The sequence below is a fragment of the Pseudarthrobacter sp. CCNWLW217 genome (assembly GCF_037203985.1).
Taxonomy (GTDB): Bacteria; Actinomycetota; Actinomycetes; order Actinomycetales; family Micrococcaceae; genus Arthrobacter.
Window position 1 is genome coordinate 161,298 of record NZ_JBBCBT010000002.1, and the last position, 25,643, is coordinate 186,940.

At 63.9% G+C, this 25,643-nt stretch carries 23 protein-coding genes; 14 read left to right on the forward strand and 9 right to left on the reverse strand.

Annotated features, from left to right (window positions below):
* Position 1: 1 nt before the first annotated feature.
* From V9L18_RS03320 to V9L18_RS03335, 4 genes are all read left to right on the forward strand, one after another.
* The gene (locus tag V9L18_RS03320; RefSeq protein WP_337345753.1) at positions 2-1,024 is read left to right on the forward strand and encodes an ABC transporter permease; all 1,023 of its coding nucleotides are present in this window, start codon (positions 2-4) and stop codon (positions 1,022-1,024) included.
* Entirely contained in the window at positions 1,021-2,730 is a 1,710-nt protein-coding gene (locus tag V9L18_RS03325) for an ABC transporter ATP-binding protein (RefSeq protein ID WP_337345754.1), read from the forward strand. Before V9L18_RS03320 ends, V9L18_RS03325 begins: the two co-directional genes overlap by 4 nt.
* Before the next feature lie 139 nt (positions 2,731-2,869).
* Positions 2,870-3,340: a chorismate mutase gene (locus V9L18_RS03330; protein ID WP_337345755.1), complete on the forward strand. Its 471-nt coding sequence runs from the start codon at positions 2,870-2,872 to the stop codon at positions 3,338-3,340.
* A 50-nt stretch (positions 3,341-3,390) separates the two neighbouring features.
* Complete coding sequence (locus V9L18_RS03335; protein WP_337345936.1) at positions 3,391-4,440, forward strand: hypothetical protein; 1,050 nt, start codon at positions 3,391-3,393, stop codon at positions 4,438-4,440.
* 40 nt (positions 4,441-4,480) lie between these two features.
* Here the strand turns inward: V9L18_RS03335 and V9L18_RS03340 are convergent, their stop codons facing one another.
* From V9L18_RS03340 to V9L18_RS03365, 6 genes are read right to left on the reverse strand one after another with little or no spacing between them, the layout of a single operon-like run.
* A complete protein-coding gene (locus V9L18_RS03340; RefSeq protein WP_337345937.1) occupies positions 4,481-5,194 on the reverse strand; it encodes a DUF4166 domain-containing protein in 714 nt (237 codons plus the stop codon).
* 46 nt (positions 5,195-5,240) lie between these two features.
* The gene (locus tag V9L18_RS03345) at positions 5,241-6,533 is read right to left on the reverse strand and encodes a DUF58 domain-containing protein (protein WP_337345756.1); all 1,293 of its coding nucleotides are present in this window, start codon (positions 6,531-6,533) and stop codon (positions 5,241-5,243) included.
* Positions 6,534-6,538: 5 nt separating this feature from the next.
* Positions 6,539-7,534 (reverse strand): AAA family ATPase, encoded by a 996-nt coding sequence (locus tag V9L18_RS03350; protein ID WP_337345757.1) that lies wholly within the window; start codon positions 7,532-7,534, stop codon positions 6,539-6,541.
* On the reverse strand, positions 7,531-8,742 hold the full coding sequence (locus V9L18_RS03355) for a DUF4350 domain-containing protein (RefSeq protein WP_337345758.1): 1,212 nt from the start codon (positions 8,740-8,742) through the stop codon (positions 7,531-7,533). The genes V9L18_RS03350 and V9L18_RS03355 overlap by 4 nt, the downstream gene beginning before the upstream one ends.
* Complete coding sequence (locus V9L18_RS03360; RefSeq protein ID WP_337345759.1) at positions 8,739-9,380, reverse strand: DUF4129 domain-containing protein; 642 nt, start codon at positions 9,378-9,380, stop codon at positions 8,739-8,741. The genes V9L18_RS03355 and V9L18_RS03360 overlap by 4 nt, the downstream gene beginning before the upstream one ends.
* Positions 9,370-10,614 carry a DUF7847 domain-containing protein gene (locus V9L18_RS03365; protein ID WP_337345760.1) on the reverse strand — a complete coding sequence of 415 codons (1,245 nt, stop codon included), beginning with the start codon at positions 10,612-10,614 and terminating at the stop codon, positions 9,370-9,372. Before V9L18_RS03365 ends, V9L18_RS03360 begins: the two co-directional genes overlap by 11 nt.
* Positions 10,615-10,826: 212 nt before the next feature.
* Between V9L18_RS03365 and mtrA the strand changes: the two genes are divergently transcribed.
* The 7 genes from mtrA (at position 10,827) to secA (ending at position 21,122) form a co-directional block, all read left to right on the forward strand.
* Positions 10,827-11,501, forward strand: a complete 675-nt coding sequence (gene mtrA / locus V9L18_RS03370; RefSeq protein ID WP_337345761.1) for an MtrAB system response regulator MtrA — start codon at positions 10,827-10,829, stop codon at positions 11,499-11,501.
* 100 nt (positions 11,502-11,601) lie between these two features.
* Positions 11,602-13,428, forward strand: coding sequence for an MtrAB system histidine kinase MtrB (mtrB, locus tag V9L18_RS03375; RefSeq protein ID WP_337345762.1), 1,827 nt, complete (start codon positions 11,602-11,604; stop codon positions 13,426-13,428).
* Complete coding sequence (locus V9L18_RS03380; RefSeq protein ID WP_337345763.1) at positions 13,425-15,143, forward strand: LpqB family beta-propeller domain-containing protein; 1,719 nt, start codon at positions 13,425-13,427, stop codon at positions 15,141-15,143. The genes mtrB and V9L18_RS03380 overlap by 4 nt, the downstream gene beginning before the upstream one ends.
* A gap of 76 nt (positions 15,144-15,219) precedes the next feature.
* Positions 15,220-16,167 carry a ComF family protein gene (locus V9L18_RS03385; RefSeq protein ID WP_337345764.1) on the forward strand — a complete coding sequence of 316 codons (948 nt, stop codon included), beginning with the start codon at positions 15,220-15,222 and terminating at the stop codon, positions 16,165-16,167.
* Between the two features lie 143 nt (positions 16,168-16,310).
* Complete coding sequence (gene hpf / locus V9L18_RS03390) at positions 16,311-17,036, forward strand: ribosome hibernation-promoting factor, HPF/YfiA family (RefSeq protein ID WP_337345765.1); 726 nt, start codon at positions 16,311-16,313, stop codon at positions 17,034-17,036.
* Between the two features lie 32 nt (positions 17,037-17,068).
* Positions 17,069-18,337, forward strand: coding sequence for a winged helix-turn-helix domain-containing protein (locus V9L18_RS03395; protein WP_337345766.1), 1,269 nt, complete (start codon positions 17,069-17,071; stop codon positions 18,335-18,337).
* Between the two features lie 46 nt (positions 18,338-18,383).
* A complete protein-coding gene (gene secA, locus V9L18_RS03400; protein WP_337345767.1) occupies positions 18,384-21,122 on the forward strand; it encodes a preprotein translocase subunit SecA in 2,739 nt (912 codons plus the stop codon).
* A gap of 105 nt (positions 21,123-21,227) precedes the next feature.
* Here secA and V9L18_RS03405 read toward each other — a convergent pair whose 3' ends face one another.
* Positions 21,228-21,692 (reverse strand): Rv3235 family protein, encoded by a 465-nt coding sequence (locus V9L18_RS03405; RefSeq protein WP_337345768.1) that lies wholly within the window; start codon positions 21,690-21,692, stop codon positions 21,228-21,230.
* Between the two features lie 39 nt (positions 21,693-21,731).
* Entirely contained in the window at positions 21,732-22,523 is a 792-nt protein-coding gene (locus V9L18_RS03410; RefSeq protein ID WP_337345769.1) for a LysM peptidoglycan-binding domain-containing protein, read from the reverse strand.
* 144 nt (positions 22,524-22,667) lie between these two features.
* Between V9L18_RS03410 and V9L18_RS03415 the strand changes: the two genes are divergently transcribed.
* On the forward strand, positions 22,668-23,240 hold the full coding sequence (locus V9L18_RS03415; protein ID WP_337345770.1) for a hypothetical protein: 573 nt from the start codon (positions 22,668-22,670) through the stop codon (positions 23,238-23,240).
* 42 nt (positions 23,241-23,282) lie between these two features.
* Here V9L18_RS03415 and V9L18_RS03420 read toward each other — a convergent pair whose 3' ends face one another.
* The gene (locus V9L18_RS03420; RefSeq protein WP_045729765.1) at positions 23,283-23,498 is read right to left on the reverse strand and encodes a helix-turn-helix domain-containing protein; all 216 of its coding nucleotides are present in this window, start codon (positions 23,496-23,498) and stop codon (positions 23,283-23,285) included.
* A gap of 164 nt (positions 23,499-23,662) precedes the next feature.
* Here V9L18_RS03420 and V9L18_RS03425 point away from each other — a divergent pair, with 164 nt between their 5' ends.
* Together V9L18_RS03425 and V9L18_RS03430 are read left to right on the forward strand one after the other, a co-directional pair.
* Entirely contained in the window at positions 23,663-24,301 is a 639-nt protein-coding gene (locus V9L18_RS03425; protein ID WP_443197928.1) for a hypothetical protein, read from the forward strand.
* Positions 24,298-25,605 (forward strand): AAA family ATPase, encoded by a 1,308-nt coding sequence (locus V9L18_RS03430; protein ID WP_337345772.1) that lies wholly within the window; start codon positions 24,298-24,300, stop codon positions 25,603-25,605. The genes V9L18_RS03425 and V9L18_RS03430 overlap by 4 nt, the downstream gene beginning before the upstream one ends.
* Positions 25,606-25,643 lie beyond the last annotated feature (38 nt).

Below are 25,643 nucleotides of genomic sequence, written 5' to 3' on the forward strand. Positions count from 1 at the left end.
CATGAGTGTCACAGCAGGCCCTGAGCCCCTCGTTAATCCCCGGGCAGCGTTTTACAAACGGCTTCCCGTTATTTCCCATTTCAACAAGAGCGTCGGACTGCAGCGCGGGATGCTGGTGGCCGGCCTCATCCTGACAGGCCTGTTCCTGCTCACGGCCCTGTTCGCACCGCTGATTGCGCCCTTTGGCTATTCACAACTCTCGGACGAAGCAGGCAATTTCCCCACTCAGGAAGCGCCCGGCGGCCAGCACCTGCTGGGCACCACGGTGGGAGGATATGACGTTTTCTCCCGAGTGGTATGGGGTGCCCAGACCGCCGTCCTGGTAATTGTGGTCGCAGTCCTCATGTCCATTGTTATCGGTGTGGTTCTTGGACTCGTCAGTGGCTACTTGGGCGGCTGGCTTGACCGGATCCTTGTAGTCATTGCGGATGCCGTTTACGCTTTTCCATCACTCTTGGTTGCCATCGTCATGGCCATCGTCATCAGCGGCGGACAATCAAGCCTGATCGGCGGCATTTTCGCTGCCGGAACCGCCATCACCATGGTGTTCATTCCGCAGTACTTTCGGGTGATACGGGCCGAGGCAGTCAGACTGAAAGCCGAGCCGTTCGTCGAGTCCGCCAAGGTGGTGGGAGCATCGAACATCCGCATCATGGGCCGGCACATTTACAAAAATGCCACCCGCACGCTCCCGCTGATATTCACCCTCAACGCCTCCGAAGCCATCCTCACCCTGGCCGCGCTCGGCTTCCTGGGGTTCGGTATTGAACCGAGCTCCGCTGCCGAATGGGGCTTTGACCTCAACAAGGCGCTGGCGGACACCACGTCAGGGATCTGGTGGACGGGCCTGTTCCCGGGCCTCGCCATTGTACTGACGGTGGTGGGCCTCACCCTCGTGGGCGAAAGCATCAATGACCTGAACGATCCGCGCCTTCGCGGACGCAAGGCGGCCGGCGGCACGGGCGGACCGGGTTCGACTGCCGCCGCTCAGGCTGCCATCGACGTGGAAGTGAGAGGATCTTGACCATCAATATTGGATCCGTATCGGACCAGTCCAGGCCGGCAGGCCAGCCGGTCCTGGAAATAGACCACCTCAAAGTCACCTTCGCCACGGACGGCGGTGATGTCTACGCCGTGAAGGACGTCAGCCTTGAGGTAAAGGCCGGAGAGGTCCTGGCCATAGTCGGTGAATCGGGCTCGGGGAAGACGGTGACCGCCAAAACAATTCTTGGGCTGCTCCCGGAAACGGCTACCAGCGGCGGGGCCGTGCTGATCAACGGAAACAACGTCATCAGCGTGAGTGCCTCGAAACTGCGGCAGATCCGTGGGCGCGATGTGGCCATGGTGTTCCAGGAGCCCTCCACAGCCTTGAACCCGGTATTCACTGTGGGCTGGCAGATTGCCGAGGGCATCCGTGCCCATGCCGGCGGAGGGAAACGCGTCTCCGGCAAGGAAGCGAAAGCCCGGGCCATTGAGGCGCTGCGCAAAGTGGGGATCCCGGATCCGGAACATCGAGTGAACTACTATCCGCACCAGTTCTCCGGCGGCCAGAAGCAGCGCGTTGTCATCGCTGCGGCCCTGGCCCTGAACCCGGGGCTGATTGTGGCCGATGAACCCACCACGGCCCTGGACGTCACGGTGCAGGCGGAGATTCTGCAACTGCTGCGAGACCTGAGGGACAAGTACGGGACCTCCATCGTGCTGATCACACACAACATGGGCGTGGTGGCCGACCTGGCTGACCGCGTGGTGGTGATGTATCAGGGCGACGTGGTGGAGGAGGCAACCTCCCGGGTGCTGTTTGCCGAGCCCAAACAGGATTACACCAAGAAGCTGCTGGCGGCCGTGCCCCACCTGGGGCACAACTCGGCGTCGGAAGGCATGACGGAACGCGCCCACCAAAAGGCCAAGGTCCTCGTGGAGGCGAGGAACCTGACCATCGAGTACCCCGGCCGGCTGGGGACGCCGTCCTTCAAAGCCGTCGACGGCGTCAGCTTCACCGTGTCCGAAGGCGAGGTTTTTGGGCTGGTGGGGGAGTCAGGCTCCGGAAAGACCACTATTGGCCGGGCCATCGCGGGCCTGAATCGGACCACAGGCGGCAGCCTGAAGGTGCTGGGATACGAGATGCTGAACCTGAAGGAACGGACGTTTAAGCCGCTGCGGAAGGACATCGGGTTCGTTTTCCAGGATCCGGCAGCGTCGTTCAATCCCCAGCTGACCATCGGGGACTGCGTCGCGGAGCCGATGATCATCCACACCAACCCGAGCCCGGCGCAGGCACGCAAACGCGTTGGAGAGCTGCTTGAATCAGTCCAGTTGCCGGCGTCGTACGCGGCACGATACCCGCATGAGCTCTCAGGCGGCCAACGCCAGCGGGCCTCGCTGGCCCGGGCCCTCATCCTGAACCCGAAGCTGCTGATCGCGGACGAACCGACGTCGGCCTTGGACGTTTCGGTGCAGGCCAAGGTCCTGGAGTTGTTCAAGGAAATCCAGGCCGAATTCGGTTTCGCGGCACTGTTCATCAGCCACGATCTCGCAGTGGTGGACATCCTGTCCCATTGGGTGGGTGTCCTTTACAAGGGGAAACTCGTGGAACAGGGGATCGGCAGCCAGGTCATGGGGGCGCCGCAGCACGATTACACCAAACGCCTCATTGCCTCGCTTCCGGTGCCTGATCCTGAGGAGCAGGCACGGCGCCGGGAAGAACACCGGGCATTGTTGGGAATCTGACCATCCAGCGGGGATGGACACTCCGGCCGAACGAGGCCAGAGTGTCCATCCCGGGGGCACGGAAGGGACGACGGCGGGATGGCTGCGGCGCGAGCTTAACACCGCAAGGGTTTTCCGCGCCTGCCCATAGACTTGGACCATGACGCAGCACAACCACGACGTTCCTGACTCAGAAACCTACGACGCCGCCGCCAGCTCGCTGGCCGGACAGGTGGATAACTCGGTCATGGCGGAACTGCTGTCGATCCGCTCCAGCATCGACAACATCGATGCCACCTTGGTTTACCTGCTGGCGGAGCGGTTCAAGGCCACCCAGAAAGTGGGCTTCCTGAAGGCTGCCCACCGTCTCCCGGCGGGCGATCCCGGCCGTGAAACAGCCCAGATTGCGCGGTTGAAACGCTTGGCCGAGGACGCCCATCTCGATCCCGCGTTCGCCGAAAAATTCCTGAACTTCATCATTGGCGAGGTGATCCGCCACCACGAAGCGATCGCCGAGGACCACCAGGCAGCCGCGGAAAACCACGAGGCCGTCGGACACACCAACGTCGGCGAGGGGACGCAGCAGCCCTCAGGAATCCCCTCCGGGCCTCAGGCGTCCGTCGTAGCGTGAGGAACGCCAGCCCACAAGAGCCAGGCCGGACCCCACAGGGGCAGGCCAACCTGGCCCTAAACCAGCCCGAGTCACTCCCTGCCGGTCCGCAGGAGGTAACCGCTACGGGTCTTGGTTCCTGGCCGGGGGAGGACCCCGTAGAAGCGGCCCGTATTATCCGCGGCGAACTCGGCAGTCCGCACTTACCGTTCCTGGCCGAACTTCCCGACCGCGGAGTGGGCTCGGATGCCCTGGGCCGCACGGCGTCGCTGCTGGTTGAAATGGCAGTGGATGTCCAGCCGTTCGGCTGGCGGCTGGTGGACCGCCCCGGTAAGGACGTTCGCCGGGCCGCATCGGCGTTGTCAACCGACATCAACGTCCTCGCGGACGTTGCCGGAGCGGAGGATGCCCCCGCCAGGGAGCTGAAGGTACAGCTGGTGGGCCCCATGACGCTTGCAGCAGGTCTCCACCTGCATAACGGCGAACGCGCCCTCCTTGACTACGGTGCCCGCCGGGACGTAGCTGCTTCCTTGGCGGCCGGCGTGGGAAGCTACCTGTCGCGGGTGTCCGCGGCAGTTCCCGGGGCACGCCTCGTGGTCCAGCTCGACGAACCGGACATCGCTGCCGTGCTGGCAGGGACCATTCCGACGTCGAGCGGTTACCGCACGCTGCGTGCAGTGGCGGGGCAGGAGGCCACCGAGTCCTGGAGTGTGGTGACCGCCGCCCTGCGGGAAGCCGGGGCCGCGGAAATCATCATTGCCGTGCCGGAAATCGAAGCCCCCTTTGACCGCATCCTGGCTGCCGGGGCGGACGGCATCGCGGTGCCCCTGAAGGCCCTGACATCACGGCAATGGGAGCAACTGGCAGGCGCCGTCGAGGGCGGCAAACAGCTGTGGGCCGGCGCGCTGGACGTGGGCTCTGGGAATCTGCCAAAAGTGCCCGACGTCGTCGAATCCGTTTGGCGGCCGTGGCACCAGCTCGGGTTGCCGGCGTCGTCCCTGCGTACCTTGCGGGTCACACCCTCCGCAGGCCTCGCCGGACAATCCCCGGCGGTGGCCACGGCAGTGCTTACCAGGCTCACGCAGGTGGCCGACGGGCTGAACCAGCTGGCACTGGGGTAGATACAGTCCGACGTCGCCAGGCAGTGCTGCGGGCCGCCTGTCAGGTCCGGTCCTCCCAGCGGTCCGGATGCGCGTATCGGGGCAAGAAACTCTGGGCCGAACTCCCGCCCGCATAGGGGCGCAGCCGGTAGTCAAAGCTGCCGGCATACACCAGGACCAGCCCGATCTGCGGCTGGAGAACTTTGACCTGGATGCGGTGTTTGCCATGTTCCCCGGCGGCAGGGTCCCACCACTGCTCGGCGTAGGCTTTGGCATCGAGAGCGGGAGGCAGCGGGATCCGGAGCGGGCCGAGGAACAGCCGGGAAGCTTCCGAGACTCCCCGAAGGCGGCCCGATTCCGTGACGCTGAGGTTCAAGTCGGTAACCAGCCGCCGGAACCGGCCCACGTAGTCCACCAGCCGTGGGCCGTCGTTTGATTCAGTCACGCTGGTTGTGTCCTGGAAGATCCGGGTCCGGCCAGGGAACCTGATCTCGCGCCGGGCTGTCAGGCTGGAGCGTCCAAAGGGATCTTCGTGGGCATGGTTTTCGATCCTGAAAGGAATGCGCTCGCCGTACTCGGGGAAGAAGGCCTCCTCCCCGGACGTCAGTTTCAGCAGCGGTTGCAGCCAGCGCTGCCTGCAACCGACGACGTCGAACACGCCTTCGCCGATGCCGTACTGCCCCGAACCGGGCACGAGCGAAAAGTAGTCCTGGAGTTCTGGCTGCAGCCGGTCGAAGTCCGCACCCAGAGCCTGCCGGTATATAGGGATATTCATCATGACCTCCTGGTGGCTAAACGGGCGCCGGCGCTTTTGCGTGATCTCACAATCTACCCGCCGCCTTCAGCCGGATATACATGTCTGCCAACCGAGGCGGCAACTGGTGGGGTTCGGCATCCACCACTTCCACCCCGTGCTGGCGGAGCTGGGCGGTAACGGCCTCGCGTTCCAGCAGCGTGCGTTCGGCCGCAGCAGCCCGGAAAACGCCAGCAGCAGTCTCACGTTCCTTGAGCATCTGGCCCAACAGCGGGTCACGCACAGCGGCCACCACCACCACGTGCTGGGCTGCCAGCCGCGTGGCCACAGGGATAAGCCCTTCCTCAGGGGCTCCGCCTTCGAGGGACGTCAGGAGCACCACCAGCGAACGGTGGGCCGATACGGCCCTGATCTGGCCCGGGATCCCCTGCCAGTCCATCTCTATCAGTTCGGCCTCCAAGGGAGCCATGGCCTGAACAAGCTGGCCCAGGAGGTTTCCGGACACTGCCGATCCGGCCCTTGCCCGCGGGCGCCGGTCGAAGGCCAGGAAGTCCACCCTGTCACCCCCGCGTTCGGCCAGGACCGCCAGCAACAGGGCAGCTTCCATGCCGGTGTCCAGGCGCGGCTCGTCCTCGATCCGCGCCGCCGACGTCCGTGAAGTGTCCAGCACAATGATCACGCGCCTGTCCCGTTCCGGCCGCCAGGTCCGTACGACGACGGCGGAACGGCGGGCGGTTGCCCGCCAGTCAATCGACCGGACGTCATCACCGCGCACATAGTCCCGCAACGAATCGAACTCCGTGCCCGCCCCGCGGATCTGCACAGCAGCTTTGCCGTCAAGTTCACGCAATTTACGCAGTTTGGACGGCAGATGCCGGCGGGAGTGGAAGGGCGGCAGGACGCGGAGGGACCCCGGGCAGGGGATAGTGCGCTGCCGGGCCGCAAGCCGCAGCGGCCCGTAGGCACGGAGCGTGACGTGAGGAGCCAGGAGGACCCCGCGCCGGACGGGGCGGAGCGTAACCTGCACGCGGCGACGCTCACCGGCGGGGATGTCCAACGGCTGGACCGGGTGATGCGCCCCGGCCGAGGGCTGCCAGGCGTCCCGAATGAACCCACGCAGCTGGCGCCTGCCCTGGTTTCGGACCGTCAGGATTGAGTGGGCCACGCCGTTCAGGGTCACCTGGCCCGGATCCTGGCGCTGGACCTCGATGGCGCGCAGGGACGCCGCGAGGCCAAGCTCAAGGCCCAGGATTGCTGCGAGCACAACGATAACGCCCAGGACGGTCCACCATCCGGGCAACAACAGCACCGGCAACAGCCCCAGCAGGGCAAGGACCACAAAGCGCCCGGACAGTGCCATCCCGGTCAGCGCGGAACGGCCACGGAGGCCAGGATGCTGGTCAGCACGTCATCCACCCGGACGCCGTCCATTTGCGCTTCCGGGTGGAGTGCCACCCGGTGCCGGAGGCAAGGCAACGCCAGGGCCTTGACGTCGTCGGGGGTGATGAAGCTCCTGCCGGACATCCACGCCCAGGCCCGCGAGGTGTTCAGGAGCGCTGTGGCTCCCCGGGGAGAAACACCCAGCTGGAATGAGGGTGCCGCCCTGGTGGCGCGGACCAGGTCCACGATGTAGCCGATGATCTCAGGTTCGACAGCGACGTTGGCCACGGCCTGCCGCGCGCGCTCAAGGTCCTGCGCGCCGGCGACTGCCCGGACACCAGCGCCGGCCAGGTCGCGGGGGCTGAATCCGGACGCGTGCCGACGGATCACCTCCATCTCCTCCGTTCGGTTCGGAAGCGGCATGGTGAGCTTGAGCAGGAACCGGTCCAGTTGGGCCTCGGGCAGGGCGTAGGTCCCTTCGTACTCCACCGGGTTCTGCGTTGCTGCCACGAGGAAGGGCACAGGCAATGGCCGGGAAACTCCGTCCACCGAAACCTGGCGCTCTTCCATTGCTTCCAGCAGCGATGCCTGGGTCTTAGGCGGTGTGCGGTTGATTTCGTCGGCCAGGAGGATATTGGTGAAGACCGGTCCCTCGCGGAAACTGAACTCCGAGGTGTGGGAGTCGTAAACCAAGGATCCCGTTACATCGCCGGGCATCAGGTCAGGAGTGAACTGAACGCGTTTGGTGTCCAGGCTCAACGACGCCGAGAGCGCCCGAACGAGCAGCGTCTTGGCCACGCCCGGTACGCCCTCGAGCAGTACATGCCCCTGGGCGAGGAGCGCGATCAGCATTCCGGTGACGGTCGAGTCCTGGCCCACCACGGCCTTGGCCACCTCGTTCCGGACCTCCAGGAGCGCCTGCCGCGCAGGATCGTGCTGCATAGGGTCCAGGATCTGCGGGCCGCGGAGGTGTTCATTCATCGGGTTCTTACCTCGTTCTCTAGGTTGTCCAGCTCCTGGGACCATCGCACCAGCCTGGCTTCGTTCAGGGGCCGTTCATTGATCAATTCCCGCAGGCTGCCCTCAGGCCGGTCGACAATCTGCGCCACGGCCCGGACAACGTCATCGGCCGAGGCCTCGGGTCCCAGCCGCAGTTCTTTGGCCAGCCTGACCAACGTACCTGCCCGGAGGTTGTCCCGGGCGCGGTCCACTGCATGGGAATCGTGATAGAGGCGCGCCCTGCCCTCCGCGGTTTCCGCGGCCTTAACCACCACAGGCAGCGGCTCAAAAACGAGCGGACCAAAGCGCCGGCCACGCCAGAGGATGGCAAGGGCGGCGACGAATACCAGCCACGGACCGAGGAACGCCACCCAGTCAGGAGCGAGCTCGTTGAGCGTTTGCGGGGATCCGGCTCCGCTCACATCGGCCAGTCCGGGAACGTACCAGACCAAGTCCCCGGAACCACCGAGGGTGCGGAGGGCAAGGGCCGAATGGCCGCGTTCATCGAGCCCGGCGTTGCTGATCAGCTCAGTGCTTCCCAGGACTGACAGTGTCCCGTCTTCGGTGGTCGCGAGCAGGCCGGCCTCTGAACCGGGCGGGCGGTAGCACACAGTGTTCCCGCCATCGCCCTCAACGCTGTACAGGAATCCGGTCTCCCCGGAAACCGTTCCCGCTGTTTCGGCGGCGTCGTTCCAGCACCCGGGCTCCAGCGTGGGGGAGGTTTCAGGCACCACCCCGGCCTGGCTGATTCCTGCGTCCAGCGCCGTCAGGGTACTGAGCCGCGGAGTCACGAGCACCACGCGCGTGGCCTCTACGGTGAGCCGTTCCAGTTGCGATTCGTCAAGGATGCCGTTCCGGTCGTACAGCAGCAGCGTTGAATCCGTGCCGGCCTGCAGGGCAGCCAGTGCCGTGCTGAAGGAGTCGACGCCGGCAACATCCACCCCGTGCCGGCCCAGGATTTCGCTGACTGCCCGTCCGCCGTCGGGCCCTGCATTCCGTATGGACAGGGGAACCGAGTCACCCTTCGGGGCCAGTTGCGTGATGATCGTGACGGCCAGCGCGACGGCGAACACCGCAGCCGCGACTGCCTGGCCGCGGTGGCGCCTGCCCCAGCCCGCCAGCCCGCCAGGGACGGGCTGCGGGGTTGCATCACCGGACACGGCTGGGCGGGCGTCGATGTCCGTTGTCATGGGGCGCCCACAGGAGAGGCCGGAGCGTCGCCGGGCCTCAGGGACTGCAGGGAAGCCTCGAGGGCTGTCATGGCTTCGTAGTCAGCACGCTCTGCGGCGCCGTGGCCGTAGCGGATCCGGTCGAAGGTCCTGGCGGCCCGGTCGAGTCGCTGTGCCTCAGGAACAAAAACGCCGGCCAGTTCACGTGCCACTTCGTCTGCGGTCCTGCCCGGCCTGGCGTCCAGGATGCTTCGGTCTTCGGCGGCCCGGACCAGCGCACGGAATCGGTGTACGACGGCGGCGCCCCAGTCTCCGCGGTCTGCTGCGGCTGCGGCGCTTCCCCGGTAGTCCGAGGCACTGACGGAGGTGTCGTCGTCGAACACCTCCTGCGGCTTCTTCGTGCGGGCGTTTAAGCGCGGCCGTGCCACGACAATGGCGGCGGCTATCAGGACTGCTATGACCACCCCCGTCAGCGGCGCCGCAATATTTCCTTCCAAGCCGGAAGGGCCGTCCAGCGAGGCCAGCCAGTCCAGGAAGTCGCGCCATAGTGCATCCAGCCAGCCAGGTTCGGCACTTCTGTACTCAGGTTTGGCCAGTTCCTCCACGGCCCAGCGGCGGGCTTCGTCGGCGTCGGGCAGGACGGGCGGTTCAACGGACATCGGGCCAGGCACGGTACACGGGTCCTGCATTGTTGGAAGGTCCACCCTGTGCCGGCCAGCCGTGTACCGGGATGCCGCGGCCTGGAACGCCGTCGGGATCGGCCCCGGATTCCATCAGGCGCAGAAGTGCGATATCCAGGCCATCCTTCCGCATCCTCAAGTCCAGGTAGAGCAGGGCCATCACCGCCGTCTGGAAGGCGTAACCAACGGCGCCGACAAGCGCGGTGACGATGGCGGTGATGACGGCCACGACCACAGCTGCTGCTATCGCCTGATCCGTGCCGCCATGGGGCGAGACCACAGACGTATAGAACGCCGGCAGCAGGCTCACAGGGATGGTCACCACCTGGGCGATGACGCCCACCATGATGGCCACCACCAAGGTGATTCCCAGGACCCGCCACCAGTTTGCCCGGGTCAGCTGCCATGACCTGCGGAGTCCGTCGACCGCGCCCAGCTCCTCGATGACGACGGCGGCAGGGGCCACCAGGATTTTGATATAGATCCAGATGAAAAGAGCGAAGCCGCCGAATCCGAGGGGGACCAGGATGAGCGCGCCAATTCCACCGGCTGCAGCGATCACGGCGACCGCCAGGCCAACAAACAGTGCTACGCCCAACAGCCAGCCGAGGACTATCAGGCAGGCAAGACGGATGAGCGCGCCGGCATGTGCCTTGGCCAGCGTCCACATTTGCCGGAAGCCCGTGGTGCGGTTGAGGACGGAACGGGCCACGGGCACCACCATGGCCCCTTGGAGGACTGCCGAAAGGAATACCGTCAGGACGACCACGAGCAGGGTTGCGGCCAGGAAGGCCAAACCCGCCGCCGCCATGTCTTGATCGTTGAGGCCCTCGATCCAGCTTTCCAGGGAGGCTGCGGAGGCCACCGTGCCTGCCGTCAGGACGGCGGTCAGGACCACTGCCAACGACTGGGCCAGCAGGGCCGCGCCCAACATTGCCTTGGCATTGCGCCTGATGGTCTGGAAGGAGCCGTCAATGATTTCGCCGAACATCAGCGGCCGCAACGGGATAATGCCGGGTTTGGGCGGGGCAACGTATTGCGGCTGGCGGTAGGGCGGCGGACCGCCGTAGGGGTTGTAGGGCGGCTGGCCCCACTGCGTTGGATGCGCCGGGCCAGTGGGTGGTCCCCATGTAGGCTGGCCTCCCCACTGGGGCGGGCCGAAACCAGGTTGCGGCTGCCATGGCGGCCCGCCGCCCCGTGGTGGCTGCTGCACGTTCGGATCTTGCTGTGACAACCTGTTCCTTCCCCCGAGCGGAACCGGACGCTTGCGGGCGGGCGCCTGTTGCCGCAGGTCAGCGGCCAAGGCGTCCGGCGAGGGCCGGCACGATCCCAGCCTATAGTTCCGGCGCCCGGCATCATAGCGTTGCGCCATGCCGTGGCGGCGATCAACAGGACAAAGGGTGGACTATAAGGGAATATATAACTATGAAGGCACGCATCCTGGTAGTTGACGATGACGAAGCGCTGGCCGAGATGATCGGAATTGTCCTGCGCAATGACGGCTTTGAGCCGGTCTTCTGCGCTGACGGCAGCCAGGCGCTGGATGTGTTCCGTTCATCGAAGCCGGACCTCGTGCTGCTGGATCTGATGCTTCCCGGCGTGGATGGCATTGAGGTCTGCCGGCAGATCCGGTCCGAATCGGACGTGCCCATCGTGATGCTCACTGCCAAGTCGGACACGTCCGACGTCGTCCGCGGACTGGAGTCCGGTGCCGATGATTATGTCCCCAAGCCGTTCAAACCAGCCGAGCTTGTGGCGCGGGTCAGGGCGCGGCTAAGGCCGGGGGACCAGAAGGCTCCCGAAACCCTTCGGATTGCCGATGTCACCATTGATGTGGCGGGCCACACCGTCAACCGCGGAAACGAACGCATTTCCCTCACTCCGCTGGAGTTCGATCTGCTGGTCGCCCTGGCCCGGAAGCCGTGGCAGGTGTTTACCCGGGAACTGCTGCTTGAGCAGGTCTGGGGATACCGCCATGCAGCGGATACGAGGCTGGTCAATGTCCATGTACAGCGCCTCCGGTCAAAGATCGAACGGGACCCGGAGGCCCCGGAAGTAGTATTGACGGTTCGTGGTGTCGGCTACAAAGCAGGTTCCTGACCCAACAGGAGCAGATGGCGGACGCGCTCCGGATGTATCCGCAGAAGACCACGCTGCACGTCCGGAAGAACATCACGCTGCCCCTGAGCACACAGACTCTTTGGCGGCTGGTCTTGAGCAGCTCCCCTTCCGCGCCCGCATCTGGAAACGGCGGGCAGTCATCGTCGGCCTCCGTGTTGCCCGCCTCATCCGCACTGGTATCAGCCGGTTCTTCCCAGCCTTGCGGTACATCGTGCAGTCCCTGCATCGCCGGTGGCGCCGTTCCCTGCAATTCCGGACGGTGCTGACAACACTGCTGCTGGCTGTGACATCGTTTGCCGTGGTGGGTGCCTACCTCTCGAACCAGATCGCCAATAACTTGTTCCAGGAGCGCCTTACCCAGGCCGAGTCAGAGACCCGCTACAACGTCAAACAGGTTCAGGACACCTTTGACGGTGCGCAGGTCACCGACCAGTCCAGCGTCATTACCCTGGTCTACGACACCCTGAACGCGGTCGAGGGCCGGGGTTCGGTGATCCAGCGGCGGTACGTTTTTGAAGCCATGCCGCAGCAGACCAAGCCCCGCAACCGCTGGGTGGAATCCCGGGCTTCCGACCAACTGACGGTCAGTGTCATCCCGCCGGACCTGCGCAAGGCAGTCCAGGAATCCGGCAAGGACCAGTACTGGGCCTCTACCGTCATTCCCGTGGGCACCGAAGACCGGCCCGGCATTGCCGTCGGCAACAAGGTGACCTTCAACGGAACAGTGTATGAGCTCTATCTGATCTACGACCTGAACACCGCGCAACAAACCCTCGATGAGATCCAGAGCGTACTTTGGGCCGGTGGGGCAGTGCTGGTGTTGATGATCGGCGCCATTGCCTGGTACGTGACACGCAACGTGGTCAGCCCGGTCAGCCATGCCGCCGTCGTCTCGGAAAAACTGGCGGCGGGCCAGTTGCAGGAGCGCATGGTGGTCAAGGGCGAGGACGAGGTGGCCCGCCTTGGAGCGTCGTTTAACCACATGGCCGCCAGCCTGCAGGAGCAGATCACCCAGCTGGCCACGCTGTCGCAAATGCAGCAGCGGTTCGTCTCGGACGTTTCCCATGAACTGCGGACACCGCTGACCACCGTCCGGATGGCGGCGGAAGTGCTCTTCGATGCGCGCCATGATTTCGATCCCATCAACAAACGCTCCGCTGAACTGCTGTACAACCAGGTGGAGAGGTTCCAGTCGCTGTTGTCCGACCTTCTGGAGATCTCGCGCTTTGACGCCGGGGTGGCCATGCTCGACGCCGAGCCGGAGGATATCCTTCAGGTCATCGCCCATGTCATTGAAGGTGCCGCGCCCGTGGCGGCTGAATACGGTTCGGAGATCGTCCTTCGGGCGCCGGCGGGCGGCATCGTGGTGGAGATGGACTCACGCCGGATCGACAGGATTTTGCGAAACCTGATCCTGAACGCAGTGGAACACGGGGAAGGAAAGCCCGTGACAATCACAGTGGCCGCCAACCAGACAGCCGTCGGGGTGGCCGTGCGGGACCAGGGCATTGGCATGACTCCTGCCGAAGCTGCGCGGGTGTTTGACAGGTTCTGGCGAGCAGATCCCGCCCGGGCGCGCACTACTGGCGGCAGCGGGCTGGGGCTGTCCATTGCCATGGAAGACACCAAGCTTCACAACGGCTGGCTGCAGGCATGGGGGAAAAAGGGCAGTGGAGCCAACTTCCGGCTGACTGTCCCCCTCCGGCAGGGTGAAGAAATCGACAAATCGCCGGTGCAGCTTGAACCGGAGGACATCGTGCTGCCGGACGTGCCAGCAAGGTCGAGTGATGTCCTGCTCCTGGGTAAGGGCCCGGCGGCCGAGCCGGCTGGGGCTCAAATTGTTCGCAAGGAAGCGCCTCCATCATCAAAGACCGCAGTGCACGTGCCGCCCAAGGAGCCGTCATGACAGGCTCGCAGCCGCCTCGGCGCACCAGGGCAGCTGTCCTCCTGCTGCTGCTGGTTCTATTCGTCGCCGGCTGCGCGAGGATCCCGACCGCCGGACCAGTCGGGAAGAGCACCGATGAAAGCGCGGGCAACCTGAACGCCCCGGTCTTCCTGCCGGCCGCGCCGCAGCCCGGCGCTGCTCCCGAGAACATCATTGAAGACTTTTATCGTGCCGGGAGTGGCTATGAGGATGACTACGCTGTTGCCCGCGAATATTTGACCCAGGCCTCCTCGGTGGCCTGGAAACCGGACCAGCGTGCCTTGGTGTACCGCGAGGCACGCGTGGTGCGCACCGCCGTCGAAAACGTCTATAACTACGAACTGGACGTGGCGTATACAGTCGACGCCGATGGGATCGCAACCCAAACCCCGGAGGGTACCAAGGAGAATATTCCCGCCACGGTAACCCAGGTGGACGGTGAGTGGCGGATCTCGGCCATTCCGGACGGGACAGCCATCCCGGAGGAGACCTTTAAGGTCATCTACGGCGCGTATCCGATCTACTTCTACGATCCGAGTTTCACCTACGCCGTTCCCGACGTCCGGTGGTTCATCAAGAACAAAACCGTCAAGGCAATGACCAGCGCCCTGCTCGCCGGTCCCGCCCCCTATCTCCGCGGTGCTGTGGTCAGTGCGTTCCCGTCCGGCATCAAACTTGCCAGGGAATCCGTCCCCGTCGTGTCAGGCGCTGCGCAGGTGGATCTCACAGCCAAGGAACTGTCTGAGGCCTCCACGGAGGACAGGTTGCGGATGCAGACGCAGCTCGCGCTGACTTTCCGCAGCCAGCCGGACGTAGTCAACGTTGAGCTGCGTGCCAATCAGGACCTGGTCCGGGTGGAGGACAACGGTTCGGTGCTGCCGCCTGTCCAGAACAAGGGCGTCCCGGCCCGGCAGATCGCCGTCAGCGGCAACGAGTTGGTGCGCTATGAGAACAACCGTGTTTCCCCGCTGCCGGACATGCAGCCGGTCTCCGCCCTGGGTCCGCGCTACCCGGCGGAATCGCCGGTGTCCCAGAGCGTAGCCTTCCTCAATGAAAGCCGGACCACGCTCTACAGCATGGTCCCGGGCCAGCCCGCAAGGGCACTCACCACCCGCAGCACGCTCACGCATCCGTCCTTCAGTCTCCATGACTGGGTATGGACGGCCGGCCCGGGGGCCGCCGGCGGTACGGAAATCGTGGCCTACCGGCCGGCGGGGGTGGCACAAGGCGCGGACGTGCCGAACGTTACCCTGTCTCCGGCCTGGCTTGCCGGAAGGACGGTGAAGGACCTGAGGGTTTCCCGTGAAGGCGTGCGGGTGCTTGTCATCTCCGAACAAAACGGGAAGACCCGAGTGCAGGTTGCGGGCGTCATCCGTGCGGCCGACGGTACGCCAAAGGAGTTGACGCCGCCCATCACGCTGGCAACCGGCAGCGAACCGGACCAGGGTGTTTGGGTGAGCGATACCGTTGTGGCGGTCATGAAGGGCGCAGCAGCAGCAAATGTGACCCCTGAGCTGTTGTCGCTGACTTCAGGGCAGCCACAGCAGCTCGCGCCGTGGCCCGGTCTGGTGGGGCTCAGTGCGGGCAACGGCCCCGAGGAGATCTTCGGACAATCCGCCGACGGCATCTTCCAGCGGCTGGGGAACGGCTGGTCGCCGCAGCTCAAGGGCCCGGTTGACCCGTCCTTCGCCGGCTGAGCGCAGCGTGCCGGTCTTTTCCACATAGGAGGCGCAGGCCCTTCGCCGGGAGTCTCCGAGCCGGCACGATGAGGGGGTGTCCGCAGCAGCATCCACCGAAAACAAAGGCGGCCCCGCCCGTCTGCTGGCCATTGATTCGTTGCCCGCGGATCCAGACCTTCGGCCGATTTCACTGCAACCGGCCAAACACAGGGGAGTGCACCGCCGGTGGCTGATGCGTGCAGCCGACCTGGGCGCCGCCGCAGTTGCTGAGTTGCTGGCGCTGGCCGTCCCCGTCGACTGCGTCTGCTGCGGCGCTGAAGACCTGGTCCTGTGCGTGGCCTGCGAACGGCGGGTCCGGCACTTGACCCGCCACCCGTTCAGGGCAGAAGCGCAGGCGCCTGCACTCATGGATGTCGACGGCAGCGTGATACTCCCCGTAGTGGCGGCCGGCGCATACCGGGACGAGCTGGCGCAGGCGGTCCTTTCATTCAAGGGCCACGGCCAGCACCAGCTCAGGCGTGTTCTGTCGCGGGCACTGGTCCGCGCCATCGCTGCCGCTGCGCAGCACGAAGACCAGATCGCCCTGGTGCCTGTTCCGAGCAGCACCGGTGCCTTCGTGCGGAGGGGTTTCAGCCCTGTGCATCTGCTGCTTGGCCCTGCGAGCAGGCTGACGGACACTCCAGTGTTGGATGTGCTGCGGAAGTCGCAGTGGCGAAGGGGACCCGGAGGGCTGCCCGGCGGTCAAAAAGGCCTGGGCCGTGGAGCCCGCGCCAGCCGCGTCCGTGGATCGATGAGGGTCCCGGCGCGGAAGGCCGACGGCGTAGCCGGCCGCCGGTGCATCATCATCGACGACGTGCTGACCACCGGTGCGACACTCGCCGAAGCTGCCCGCGCACTGCACGAAAGCGGGGCCATCGTGGCCGGCGCAGTGGTCCTCGCAGCGACACGCCCGCCCGATTCAGCTGGCGGCGGAACGGTATCGGCGGAAGCTGGCGGAATGGGGCCTGACATAGAAAAAAATAAACGAAGAAAGGATGAATAACCTGTGGCTATGAACTAACGTCGGTTGTGGGTACCAAGAACAGATGTACCTGTCGATAGCGGCTCGGAAAGGGGCTCGACTGTCAAGCAGATCGGCCCTAGGAAGTGCCGCCGTCGTGTCACCGAAGTCATTTGGAGGGCACCATGGAGTTTATGATCAGCGGACGAAATCTGACGGTCTCAGACCGCTTCCGCGAATACGCCGGTGAAAAGATCTCGAAGATCGAATCGCTCGGCGACAAGGTCCAGCGGGTGGATGCGAAGGTCTCGAAAGAAACCAATGCCCGCCAGGCCGGCGACCAGCTCACCGTTGAAGTGACTGTCCTGGGACGCGGGCCCGTAATCCGTGCCGAAGCCAGCGCCGCAGACAAATTCGCTGCCTTCGACCTCGCCTACAACAAGCTGCTTGAACGTCTTCGCCGCGCAAAGGACCGCAAGAAGGTCCACCACGGACGCCACACGCCCAAGGCGGTCCGCGAAGCCACCGCGTCATTGGAGCCAGCAAGTGCCCATGAGCCCATTTATGTCGAGGCAAGCCACCGTAACGAACCGGCGGCCGTGGCAGCCGAAAAATCGCCGTACGACGTTGAGAACGACATTCCGGCTGGGGATTCGCCCGTACTGATCAGGCGCAAGGTCTTCCCCGCAGCATCCCTCTCACTTGACGATGCCGTGGACAACATGGAACTGGTGGGTCACGATTTCTACCTGTTTGTGGACAAAGCCACGAACACACCTTCCGTCGTTTACCGCCGCCGCGGCTGGACATACGGCGTCATTACCCTGGACCATGAGTGCGAACCGGGCGAACAGGTTGTTGAAGAAAAGATCCTTGCCTACCGCTCGGATGACGAGGCTGCCAGGATCTAGGGTGGTGTACACCATCCATCGAAAGGACTGATGTGGCGGCGACGCTGAGCCTTGAACAGGCACGGCGGATCGCACTGGCAGCCCAAGGCCTGGACAAAGGACGGCCCTCCGGACCCGTGACTTCACGGACGGTGGGCCGTACCTTTGCCCAGCTGCAGCTGGTCCAGATCGATTCCGTAAATGTGGTCTCGCGGAGCCACTTTCTTCCTTTTTTCTCGCGCTTGGGCAACTACGACCGCAGCATTCTGCAGCGGATGTCCAGCACGCACCCGCGGCGAATGATGGAGTACTGGGCACATGAAGCCAGTTACATCCGGCCAGAGCATTACCAAGACCTGGTGCAGTGGCAGAAGCGTAAGTGGGTTGGGGCCGCGGCCATGGACCCGGTGCTGCGCGAAGCCGTGGCTGGAAAGATCCTGGACGTTCTGGCCCGCGGACGTGCCATGACGGCGGCAGAACTGACAGTGGAAATCGGGCATGTAGAGGACCGCCGGGATGACAACTGGGGGTGGAACTGGAATGCCGTCAAAAGGGTTCTGGAACATTTGTTTGAAGCCGGCCTCGTTTCCGCGGCGTCGCGAACGGAACAGTTCGAGCGCAGATATACGCTCACCGCGAGGGTTGTCCCGGATCGGCAAGCCCCGGCGGAGGGCCCGCGGGACCCTGACGAGTCCATGTATCGGCTGATCGATGCGGCAGCCCAGGCCCACGGCATCGGGACACTGAGATGTTTCGCTGACTATTTCCGCATGCCGATCAAGCCCGCTGCCGCTGCAGTAGAACGTCTGGTGGGTTCCGGACGGCTGGAGCCAGTGACCGTTACCGGCTGGAACAGAAAGGTCTACCGACACGCTGAAGCCAGGATGCCGCGTCGGGCCGCAGGCCGGGCCCTCTTGAGTCCCTTTGACTCGCTGGTCTTTGAACGCCGTCGACTTGAGGAACTGTTTGGCTTCCACTACCGCATCGAGATTTACACCCCCGAGCACCGGCGGCGCTTCGGATACTACGTGCTCCCGTTCCTGCTGGGCGAAACCTTGGTGGCCCGGGTCGACCTCAAAGCCGACCGTGCGGCCGGAAAGCTGTTGGTCAGGTCCGCCTACGGAGAGCCGGACGCCCCGCCGGAGACCGCCGTCGAACTTGCAGCCGAGCTGGAACTGATGGCTGAATGGCTGGGGCTGGGGGACGTTCTGGTCAGCCCGACAGGAGACCTGGCGGGGGACCTGGCTGCAGCCATCGGAGCGGCTGGAAGTGCTATCCGCTCTCAGGGAACACAGGCATCGCGGCCGGTGTCTCTCCCGTAGACTAAAAACGCCAGAATTCGGCGGCAGAGACTGGGAGCATCTTCACGTGGCATCACTTATCGAAAAACTTCTCCGTACGGGTGACAAAAAAACCCTGCGTCAACTGCGGAACTATGCCGATTCCATTAATGCTCTCGAAGACTCGTTCAAGACGTTTACTGATGCCGAACTCCGGGAAGAAACCGACCGCCTGCGGGCGCGCCACCAGGACGGCGAGAAGCTGGATGACCTCCTGCCAGAGGCCTTTGCCGCAGTGCGGGAGGCCTCATCCAGAACCTTGGGCATGCGCCACTTTGATGTCCAGATGATGGGCGGCGCCGCCCTCCATCTGGGCAATATCGCCGAAATGAAGACTGGTGAAGGTAAAACCCTGGTGGCCACTGCTCCGGCCTACCTCAACGCCCTGACCGGTAACGGCGTCCATGTCATCACGGTTAACGACTACCTGGCTGAATACCAGTCAGACCTGATGGGCCGCGTTTACCGGTTCCTCGGCCTGACCAGCGGATGCATCCTGTCCAACCAGGATCCGTCCGTTCGCCGGGAGCAGTACGCCGCGGACATCACCTACGGCACTAACAACGAGTTCGGTTTCGACTACCTGCGCGACAACATGGCTTGGGACAAGTCCGAACTGGTCCAGCGTGGGCATCACTTCGCCATTGTGGATGAGGTCGACTCCATCCTGATCGACGAGGCCCGCACGCCGCTGATTATCTCCGGGCCCGCCCAAGGTGACACCAACCGCTGGTACAGCGAGTTCGCCAAGGTAGTTCTCCGCCTGCAGCCTGAAGACGACTACGAGGTCGACGAGAAGAAGCGCACGGTTGGAGTCCTGGAAAGCGGTATTGAAAAAGTCGAGGACTACCTTGGTATCCAGAACCTCTACGAGTCTGCCAACACACCGCTCATCGGCTTCCTGAACAACGCCATCAAGGCCAAGGAACTGTTCAAGCGCGACAAGGACTACGTCATCCTGGACGGCGAAGTCCTGATTGTCGACGAACATACCGGCCGCATCCTTGCCGGCCGGCGCTACAACGAGGGGATGCACCAGGCAATCGAGGCCAAGGAAGGCGTCGAGATCAAGGCTGAGAACCAGACCCTTGCCACGGTGACACTTCAGAACTACTTCCGCATGTACGGCAAACTCTCCGGCATGACGGGCACCGCGGAGACCGAGGCCGCAGAGTTCATGGGAACCTACAAGCTCGGCGTTGTGGCTATTCCCACCAACCGCGACATGCAGCGGATCGACCAGTCCGACCTCGTGTTCAAGAACGAAAAAGTGAAGTTCGACGCCGTGGTCAAGGATATTGCTGAGCGCCACGAAAAGGGCCAGCCCGTCCTGGTGGGTACCACGAGCGTCGAGAAGAGCGAATACCTTTCCGGGCTGCTCGCCAAGGAGGGCATCAGGCACGAAGTCCTGAACGCCAAGAACCATGCCCGCGAGGCTGCCATTGTGGCCCAGGCTGGCCGCAAGGGTGCTGTCACCGTCGCAACCAACATGGCCGGCCGTGGCACCGACATCATGTTGGGCGGCAATGCCGAATTCACGGCTGTCGCTGAGCTCGCCAAGCGCGGACTGGACCCCGAAGAGAACTCCGAGGAGTACGAGGCCGCGTGGCCCGCTGCCTTCGAAGCGGCCAAGCAGTCGGTCAAAGACGAGCACGAGGAAGTGCTGAGCCTCGGCGGCCTCTATGTCCTGGGCACCGAACGGCACGAGTCCCGCCGCATTGACAACCAGCTCAGAGGCCGCTCCGGCCGTCAGGGTGATCCTGGCGAATCGCGGTTCTACCTTTCCCTGACCGATGACCTGATGCGGCTCTTCAACTCAGGGGCAGCAGAGCGCCTGATGAACAGTTCGGTGCCGGACGACGTCGCGCTGGAATCCAAGCTGGTGTCCCGGGCCATCGCCTCTGCCCAGGGGCAGGTGGAGGGCCGCAATGCCGAACAGCGCAAGAACGTCCTGAAGTACGACGACGTCCTGAATCGGCAGCGCGAAGCCATATACGGCGACCGTCGGCGGATCCTTGAAGGCGACGACCTGCATGAAAAGGTGCAGTTCTTTATCGAAGACACCATCACTGCTCTTATCGACGCCGCCACCGCCGAAGGCAACGGCGATGACTGGGACTACAACCAGCTGTGGACCAACCTGAAAACCCTTTACCCGGTGAGCGTTACCGCGGAGGACATCATCGAAGAGGCCGGCGGAAAGTCCCGGCTCACCGTGGAGTTCCTCAAGGAAGAGCTTCTTTCCGACGCCAAGCTGGTGTACCAGGCGCGTGAGGAGGCCATCGGCTCGGACAGCATGCGGGAGCTGGAGCGCAGGGTGGTGCTCTCCGTCATCGGGCGCAAGTGGCAGGAACATCTTTATGAGATGGACTACCTTAAGGAAGGCATTGGCTTGCGTGCCATGGCTCAGCGTGACCCGCTCGTGGAGTACCAGCGCGAGGGTTTCACAATGTTCCAGAGCATGATGGAAGCCATCCGTGAGGAGAGCGTGGGTTTCCTGTTCAACCTTGAAGTGGAGGTAACCCCGGCACAGGACGTTGTGGTTGTCGATGCCTCAGGCGGGCACACCGAGCACGTTGAGCCACAGATCCATGCTGCTGGCCTGGAAGCACCGGAGAAGCCTGCGCAGCTGCAATACACGGCACCGGGTGAAGACGGCGCAAGCCAGACACGCGTAGAAAGCCGTTCATCCGGACGGTCGGGCAACCCGGCTAAGGCGGCCGTGCAGGATGCCAGCAAGAAGCCTGCCAAGAAGAAGCGCCGCTGATCACTGGCAAATGACCGATGACGTCTGACCCAAGACGTGAGAACCACAGGGAAGGGCCCGGAACCAGAGTTCCGGGCCCTTCCCTGTGATTCCGGCTGCGTGGGATCAGCCAATCACGAGTTCAGTGACGCGCCACAGCTCCTTGCTTTGTTCCAGCCGGACGGCCACTGCACGTGCCCGCACGTCGTCAACGACGACGGCGCTAGCTTCGTAGATGCCCGGAGCGGCCTCGCACAGCCGGACGGACCTCACCACGGAGTTTTTGTGCAGCCTCGCCAATGACGGCGACGATGAGCGGGCAAGCTCGCGCCGGATCAGCGACGCGCGGTGTTGCAGGGCCGAAAGGCAGCGCGGGTCCAGACGGCGGGCAAGCTGATGGACCGGGCGAATTCCTGCCAAGACCTCCATTGAAGCCTGGACCGTGCTCCGTATGATTGCCAGGACCTCCGCCTTTTCATCGACCGCTCTGAGCGGACGCGGGGCACGTCCCGTCCTGTCAGGCACCAGCCGCACCGCTGGAGATAGCTTTGAAACAGGCGCTGCTGGGCGGATCGGCGTTACTGCACTCATGGTTTCCCCTTTTAGTATTGTGCTGCCCGTTTTACTCACCTAGGCCGCGGCGGGTGGTTTCAGGACCTGGCCCGGGAGCAGGACGTCCGGGTTCTCACCAATTTGAGCTTTGTTGGCCTGGTACCAGCGAGGCCAGTGCAGGGCCACCTCGACGTCAGAGGCGGTGGATCCCAGGTCGCGGGCCGCGATGTCCCAGAGCGTGTCCCCGGCAAGTACTGTGACGCCTGCCCGCGCTGTTGGAGGCGCCTGCCTGGCCCGCGAGGGCGAGGCGACAACGAGGTCTGGTTCAGTGATGGGAGAAGTTGGCCGCCAGTTCGGATGCATCCCCGACAGGGGAGCCTGATGTTCCAACGCCATACCCCCGGAGCCAGTTGATACTTGGGCGATTGTGCCGGCGGTAGGTACCCATACAGCCGGCGCCGCGACCGATAGAGTTGGGCCCCCGCCAGGTCCGGAAACCCGCTCATCGGCATGGGCGAGAGGGGTGGAGACGATCTGAACGGCCAAGAATGCGAGCGCCAGCCGGCGCATAAAGGCCGGACAGAACCTGCTTGCCGTAGCGGCCGCGCGTTTCCGGCCCGTGCGTTCCAAGGCTGCCGCGAGGAAGGCGCAGGACATGCAGAGCATCCACCAGCTGGCAACTCCTACGCCCGCCGCAGTTGTGGCAGCACCGAGCAGTTGGTCCAGGTCAGGTCCGGGTCTGCCCGCGGTTGCGAGGACCCATGGTGCCGCGAGTCCATGCCCTGTGGCCAACAGGAAGCCGCCCAACAACAGGATGGCCGATGCCATGCCGGCGTCAGTGCCAAGCTTCCGCTGCCCTGTTGCTGCCATGGCTACTCCTTGGTCTTTGATGTTGTTTAGTGCTGTTTGATGTATTCAAACATAGTTTGCACTAGTTTATCGATTTTTGTCCATACGTTGGAGTGGATCAGGATATGAATTGACCTCTCGGCAGGGTCGCCTTACGCTGGCCGAATGCGTTGGGATGCCCTGTTCAATGACATGGAGGCCCAGTTTGCCGAAGGCGACAGGCTTTCGATGGAGGCCGAAATCTCTGAACGCGCCAGAGTGGACGCGGCCGGACTCTGTTTGGCCGACCGCCTGCGTGGATCCTTGGGGACCATCGTGAAGGTGCACCTCGTCTCCGGTGCATTTTTGGAAGGGACCCTGACATTCGCGGGGGCTGATGCCTTTGTCTTGAATGACAAGCGGCACCAGGTGCTGATTCCACACGGTGCCGTTTCGAGGTATGCCGGATTAGGCCGGTTTTCCGTGGGTGAGCCTTCTGCGGTGCGCAGCCGCATTGGGCTGTCGAATGCCCTTCGTGCCCTGGCCCGGGACCGGGCGGAGCTGACAGTCACGCTCAGAGGGGAAGATCTGCAGGACTCCGGAGTGTCGGGCGTCATCGACAAGGTAGGCCGCGACTACATCGACCTGGCTGCGCTCCGGCCCGGGGAAGCGCGGCGCGCACCACATGTGGGACAGGTGTCCACTATCCCGTTTTCCGCCCTTGCTTCCGTCAGGTCACCGTTCAGAAGCGAACTGTAGCCCTCACGTTGTTGGCTGGCGGCCGGCAGGGACAGGGCCGAATCAGACTGATTTTGACTTGGATTCCTGGATCATCCGGCTCGCTTCGGCGTAGCGCTCCTCGATGTACTGCTCCAGCATCTTTTCCTCCACGCGCCATTGGCCGCGGCCGCCAACCTGGATCGCCTTGAGTTCTCCGCTGCGGACCAGTGCATAGGCTGCCGGCGAGTTGATCTGGAGTTGCTCTGCGACGTCTGCAAGGGTGAGGAATCGGGGCATAATGCCATTTTGCCACCTCAGGGGCCCTTCGGTGCAGTTTTCCACAATCTGATGCTGTTTGGCCTTTTTTACTTCCTGTTCAGCCTTCCATGCCGTAACAATGAGGTTGTCCGGCGTGCGGCTAACTGCGCCGGTGCGGAGCGAGGGGGAGACTGCGCGTGAGTATTGATAGTGCGACCACATCGGCGAGGTTGAAACGGCCTTCCTGGAAGGATCCTCGGCTTCTTGTTGGCGTTTTGCTTGTCCTTGCCTCCGTGGCGGGCGTTATTTCGCTTGTTGGCAGCGCCGACAGGACGACCGAGGTCTATGCTGCCCGCGATGCCATCGCGGTCGGTGAGGCGCTGACGCAGGACAACGTGGTCCGCGCCAAAGTGCGGCTAGGTGATACCGAACAGCACTACTTCACTGTCGAGGGCGGCCTGCCTGAAGATGCGGTGGCAGTGCAACGAATTGGCAAGGACCAGCTCGTTCCGCGGGAAAGTCTGGGCACCGCCGATGCCCTGGACCGCAAGCCCGTAGCGGTTACGGTAGAGCAGGTGCTGCCAAACCAAGCCGTAGCCGGCACGCGGGTCGATGTGTGGGTTGCCCTACCCGATACGAAGAATGGATACAGCGAGCCGAAGCTGCTCCTTCCAAACGCCGAAATTGCGCAGGTCACGTCGGGCTCAACAGCGTTGGGTTCGTCGCGAAGCACCGTGCTGATGGTTCTGGTGTCAGATAGCCAAATGCCAGGGCTGCTGGGCGCGCAGGCAAATCAAGCCAAGATCGCCGTGGTGTGGAATCCTGGCGGGGCCGCTTCGTGAGCATTCCCGTAGTGACCGTCGGGCAGGCGCAGGAAGATGTTGTCGGCGGACTCGAACGGTTGCACGGTCCGGTCACGGTGGTCCGTCGATGCGCCGAACTCACAGAGTTGCTCGCCGCCTGCCAAAGTGGTTTGGCCCGCGCCGCCGTGGTCGCGGACGGATGTGAAGGATTGACCGCCTCCCTTGTGGACAGGCTTGGCGCCGTCGGCGTGGTGGTCATCGCCCTCACCGATGATCCTGATGAGACATCCCGGCTCCGCGGAATCGGTGTCGCGTCAGCTCTTTCGGGTGTTGAGCCTGCCGCCTTGGCGGCACGGATTTCTGAGGCTGTCGGCCGATTGGGGGGTTCCTTGAAGCCCGGCAATCCATCGTCCGGCCTGGCCGATCCCTCCGCGGCGTTAAGGCCTGTTCCTGCAGTCCCGGAGGAGGTCATGGACACTCCCGGTGCCGGCAGCATCATTGCTGTCTGGGGTCCCACAGGATCGCCCGGAAGGACCTTTGTAGCCGTGAATATGGCGGGCGAGCTTGCCGCTGAGGGCAAATCCGTGCTGCTGATTGATGCCGACAGCTATGGGGCCAGCGTTGCGGCGGTCCTGGGCCTCTTGGACGAATCGGCAGGCCTGGCACAGGCTTGCCGGCTCGCGGACCAAGGTCTTCTTGACGCCGACGCAATGCTCAGGATTGCCGCGCCAGTAGCGACCAGGCTTGGCACATTCCGGGTCCTGACCGGCATTACCCGGGCGGACAGATGGACCGAACTGCGCGCGGCGGCCCTTTCCCTGGTTCTTGAGCGGGCCCGGGATATCGCCGATGTAGTGGTCATCGATGCGGGATTCTGCCTGGAAGCGGATGAAGAGCTCAGCTTCGACACCATGGCCCCGCGACGCAACGCAGCCACCCTGCGGAGCCTCGAACTCGCTGACACGGTCTATGCCATCGGGTCGGCAGACCCTATCGGCGTGCCCCGGCTGGTCCGCGGTGTGGCCGAACTTGAGCTCGCCGTCCCGCATGTAGCTCCGATTGTGGTGATGAACAAGGTCCGGGCCGGTGCTGTGGGCAGGGCGCCCGAACGCCAGCTGCGCGACGCGTGGAACAGGTATGGACCAGCCGCGGCAATCAGTGCGTTCCTGCCCGCAGACGCTCCCGCGGCCGATTCGGCCCTGCTCGGCGGCTCGCTGCTGCTTGAATCCTCGCCCGAATCGAAGCTGAGGGCTGCGATCGCTCAATTGGTCTGTGCATCAGTCCAGCAAAAAGGCAGATCCTCTGTATTTTCTTCCACAGCGAGGCGCGGACTAAAGGGTTAGGCTCACCATAAGAGCTGCAAAGGTGCAGCATTAATCTT

What these genes read in the sequence shown, in the direction of transcription:
- V9L18_RS03320 (WP_337345753.1), top strand. Translation starts at nt 2, where the DNA reads ATGAGTGTCACAGCAGGCCCTGAGCCCCTCGTTAATCCCCGGGCAGCG.
- V9L18_RS03330 (WP_337345755.1), top strand. Translation starts at nt 2,870, where the DNA reads ATGACGCAGCACAACCACGACGTTCCTGACTCAGAAACCTACGACGCC.
- V9L18_RS03340 (WP_337345937.1), bottom strand. Translation starts at nt 5,194, where the DNA reads ATGAATATCCCTATATACCGGCAGGCTCTGGGTGCGGACTTCGACCGG.
- V9L18_RS03345 (WP_337345756.1), bottom strand. Translation starts at nt 6,533, where the DNA reads ATGGCACTGTCCGGGCGCTTTGTGGTCCTTGCCCTGCTGGGGCTGTTG.
- V9L18_RS03350 (WP_337345757.1), bottom strand. Translation starts at nt 7,534, where the DNA reads ATGAATGAACACCTCCGCGGCCCGCAGATCCTGGACCCTATGCAGCAC.
- V9L18_RS03355 (WP_337345758.1), bottom strand. Translation starts at nt 8,742, where the DNA reads ATGACAACGGACATCGACGCCCGCCCAGCCGTGTCCGGTGATGCAACC.
- V9L18_RS03360 (WP_337345759.1), bottom strand. Translation starts at nt 9,380, where the DNA reads ATGTCCGTTGAACCGCCCGTCCTGCCCGACGCCGACGAAGCCCGCCGC.
- mtrA (WP_337345761.1), top strand. Translation starts at nt 10,827, where the DNA reads ATGAAGGCACGCATCCTGGTAGTTGACGATGACGAAGCGCTGGCCGAG.
- V9L18_RS03380 (WP_337345763.1), top strand. Translation starts at nt 13,425, where the DNA reads ATGACAGGCTCGCAGCCGCCTCGGCGCACCAGGGCAGCTGTCCTCCTG.
- hpf (WP_337345765.1), top strand. Translation starts at nt 16,311, where the DNA reads ATGGAGTTTATGATCAGCGGACGAAATCTGACGGTCTCAGACCGCTTC.
- V9L18_RS03405 (WP_337345768.1), bottom strand. Translation starts at nt 21,692, where the DNA reads ATGAGTGCAGTAACGCCGATCCGCCCAGCAGCGCCTGTTTCAAAGCTA.
- V9L18_RS03410 (WP_337345769.1), bottom strand. Translation starts at nt 22,523, where the DNA reads ATGGCAGCAACAGGGCAGCGGAAGCTTGGCACTGACGCCGGCATGGCA.
- V9L18_RS03415 (WP_337345770.1), top strand. Translation starts at nt 22,668, where the DNA reads ATGCGTTGGGATGCCCTGTTCAATGACATGGAGGCCCAGTTTGCCGAA.
- V9L18_RS03420 (WP_045729765.1), bottom strand. Translation starts at nt 23,498, where the DNA reads ATGCCCCGATTCCTCACCCTTGCAGACGTCGCAGAGCAACTCCAGATC.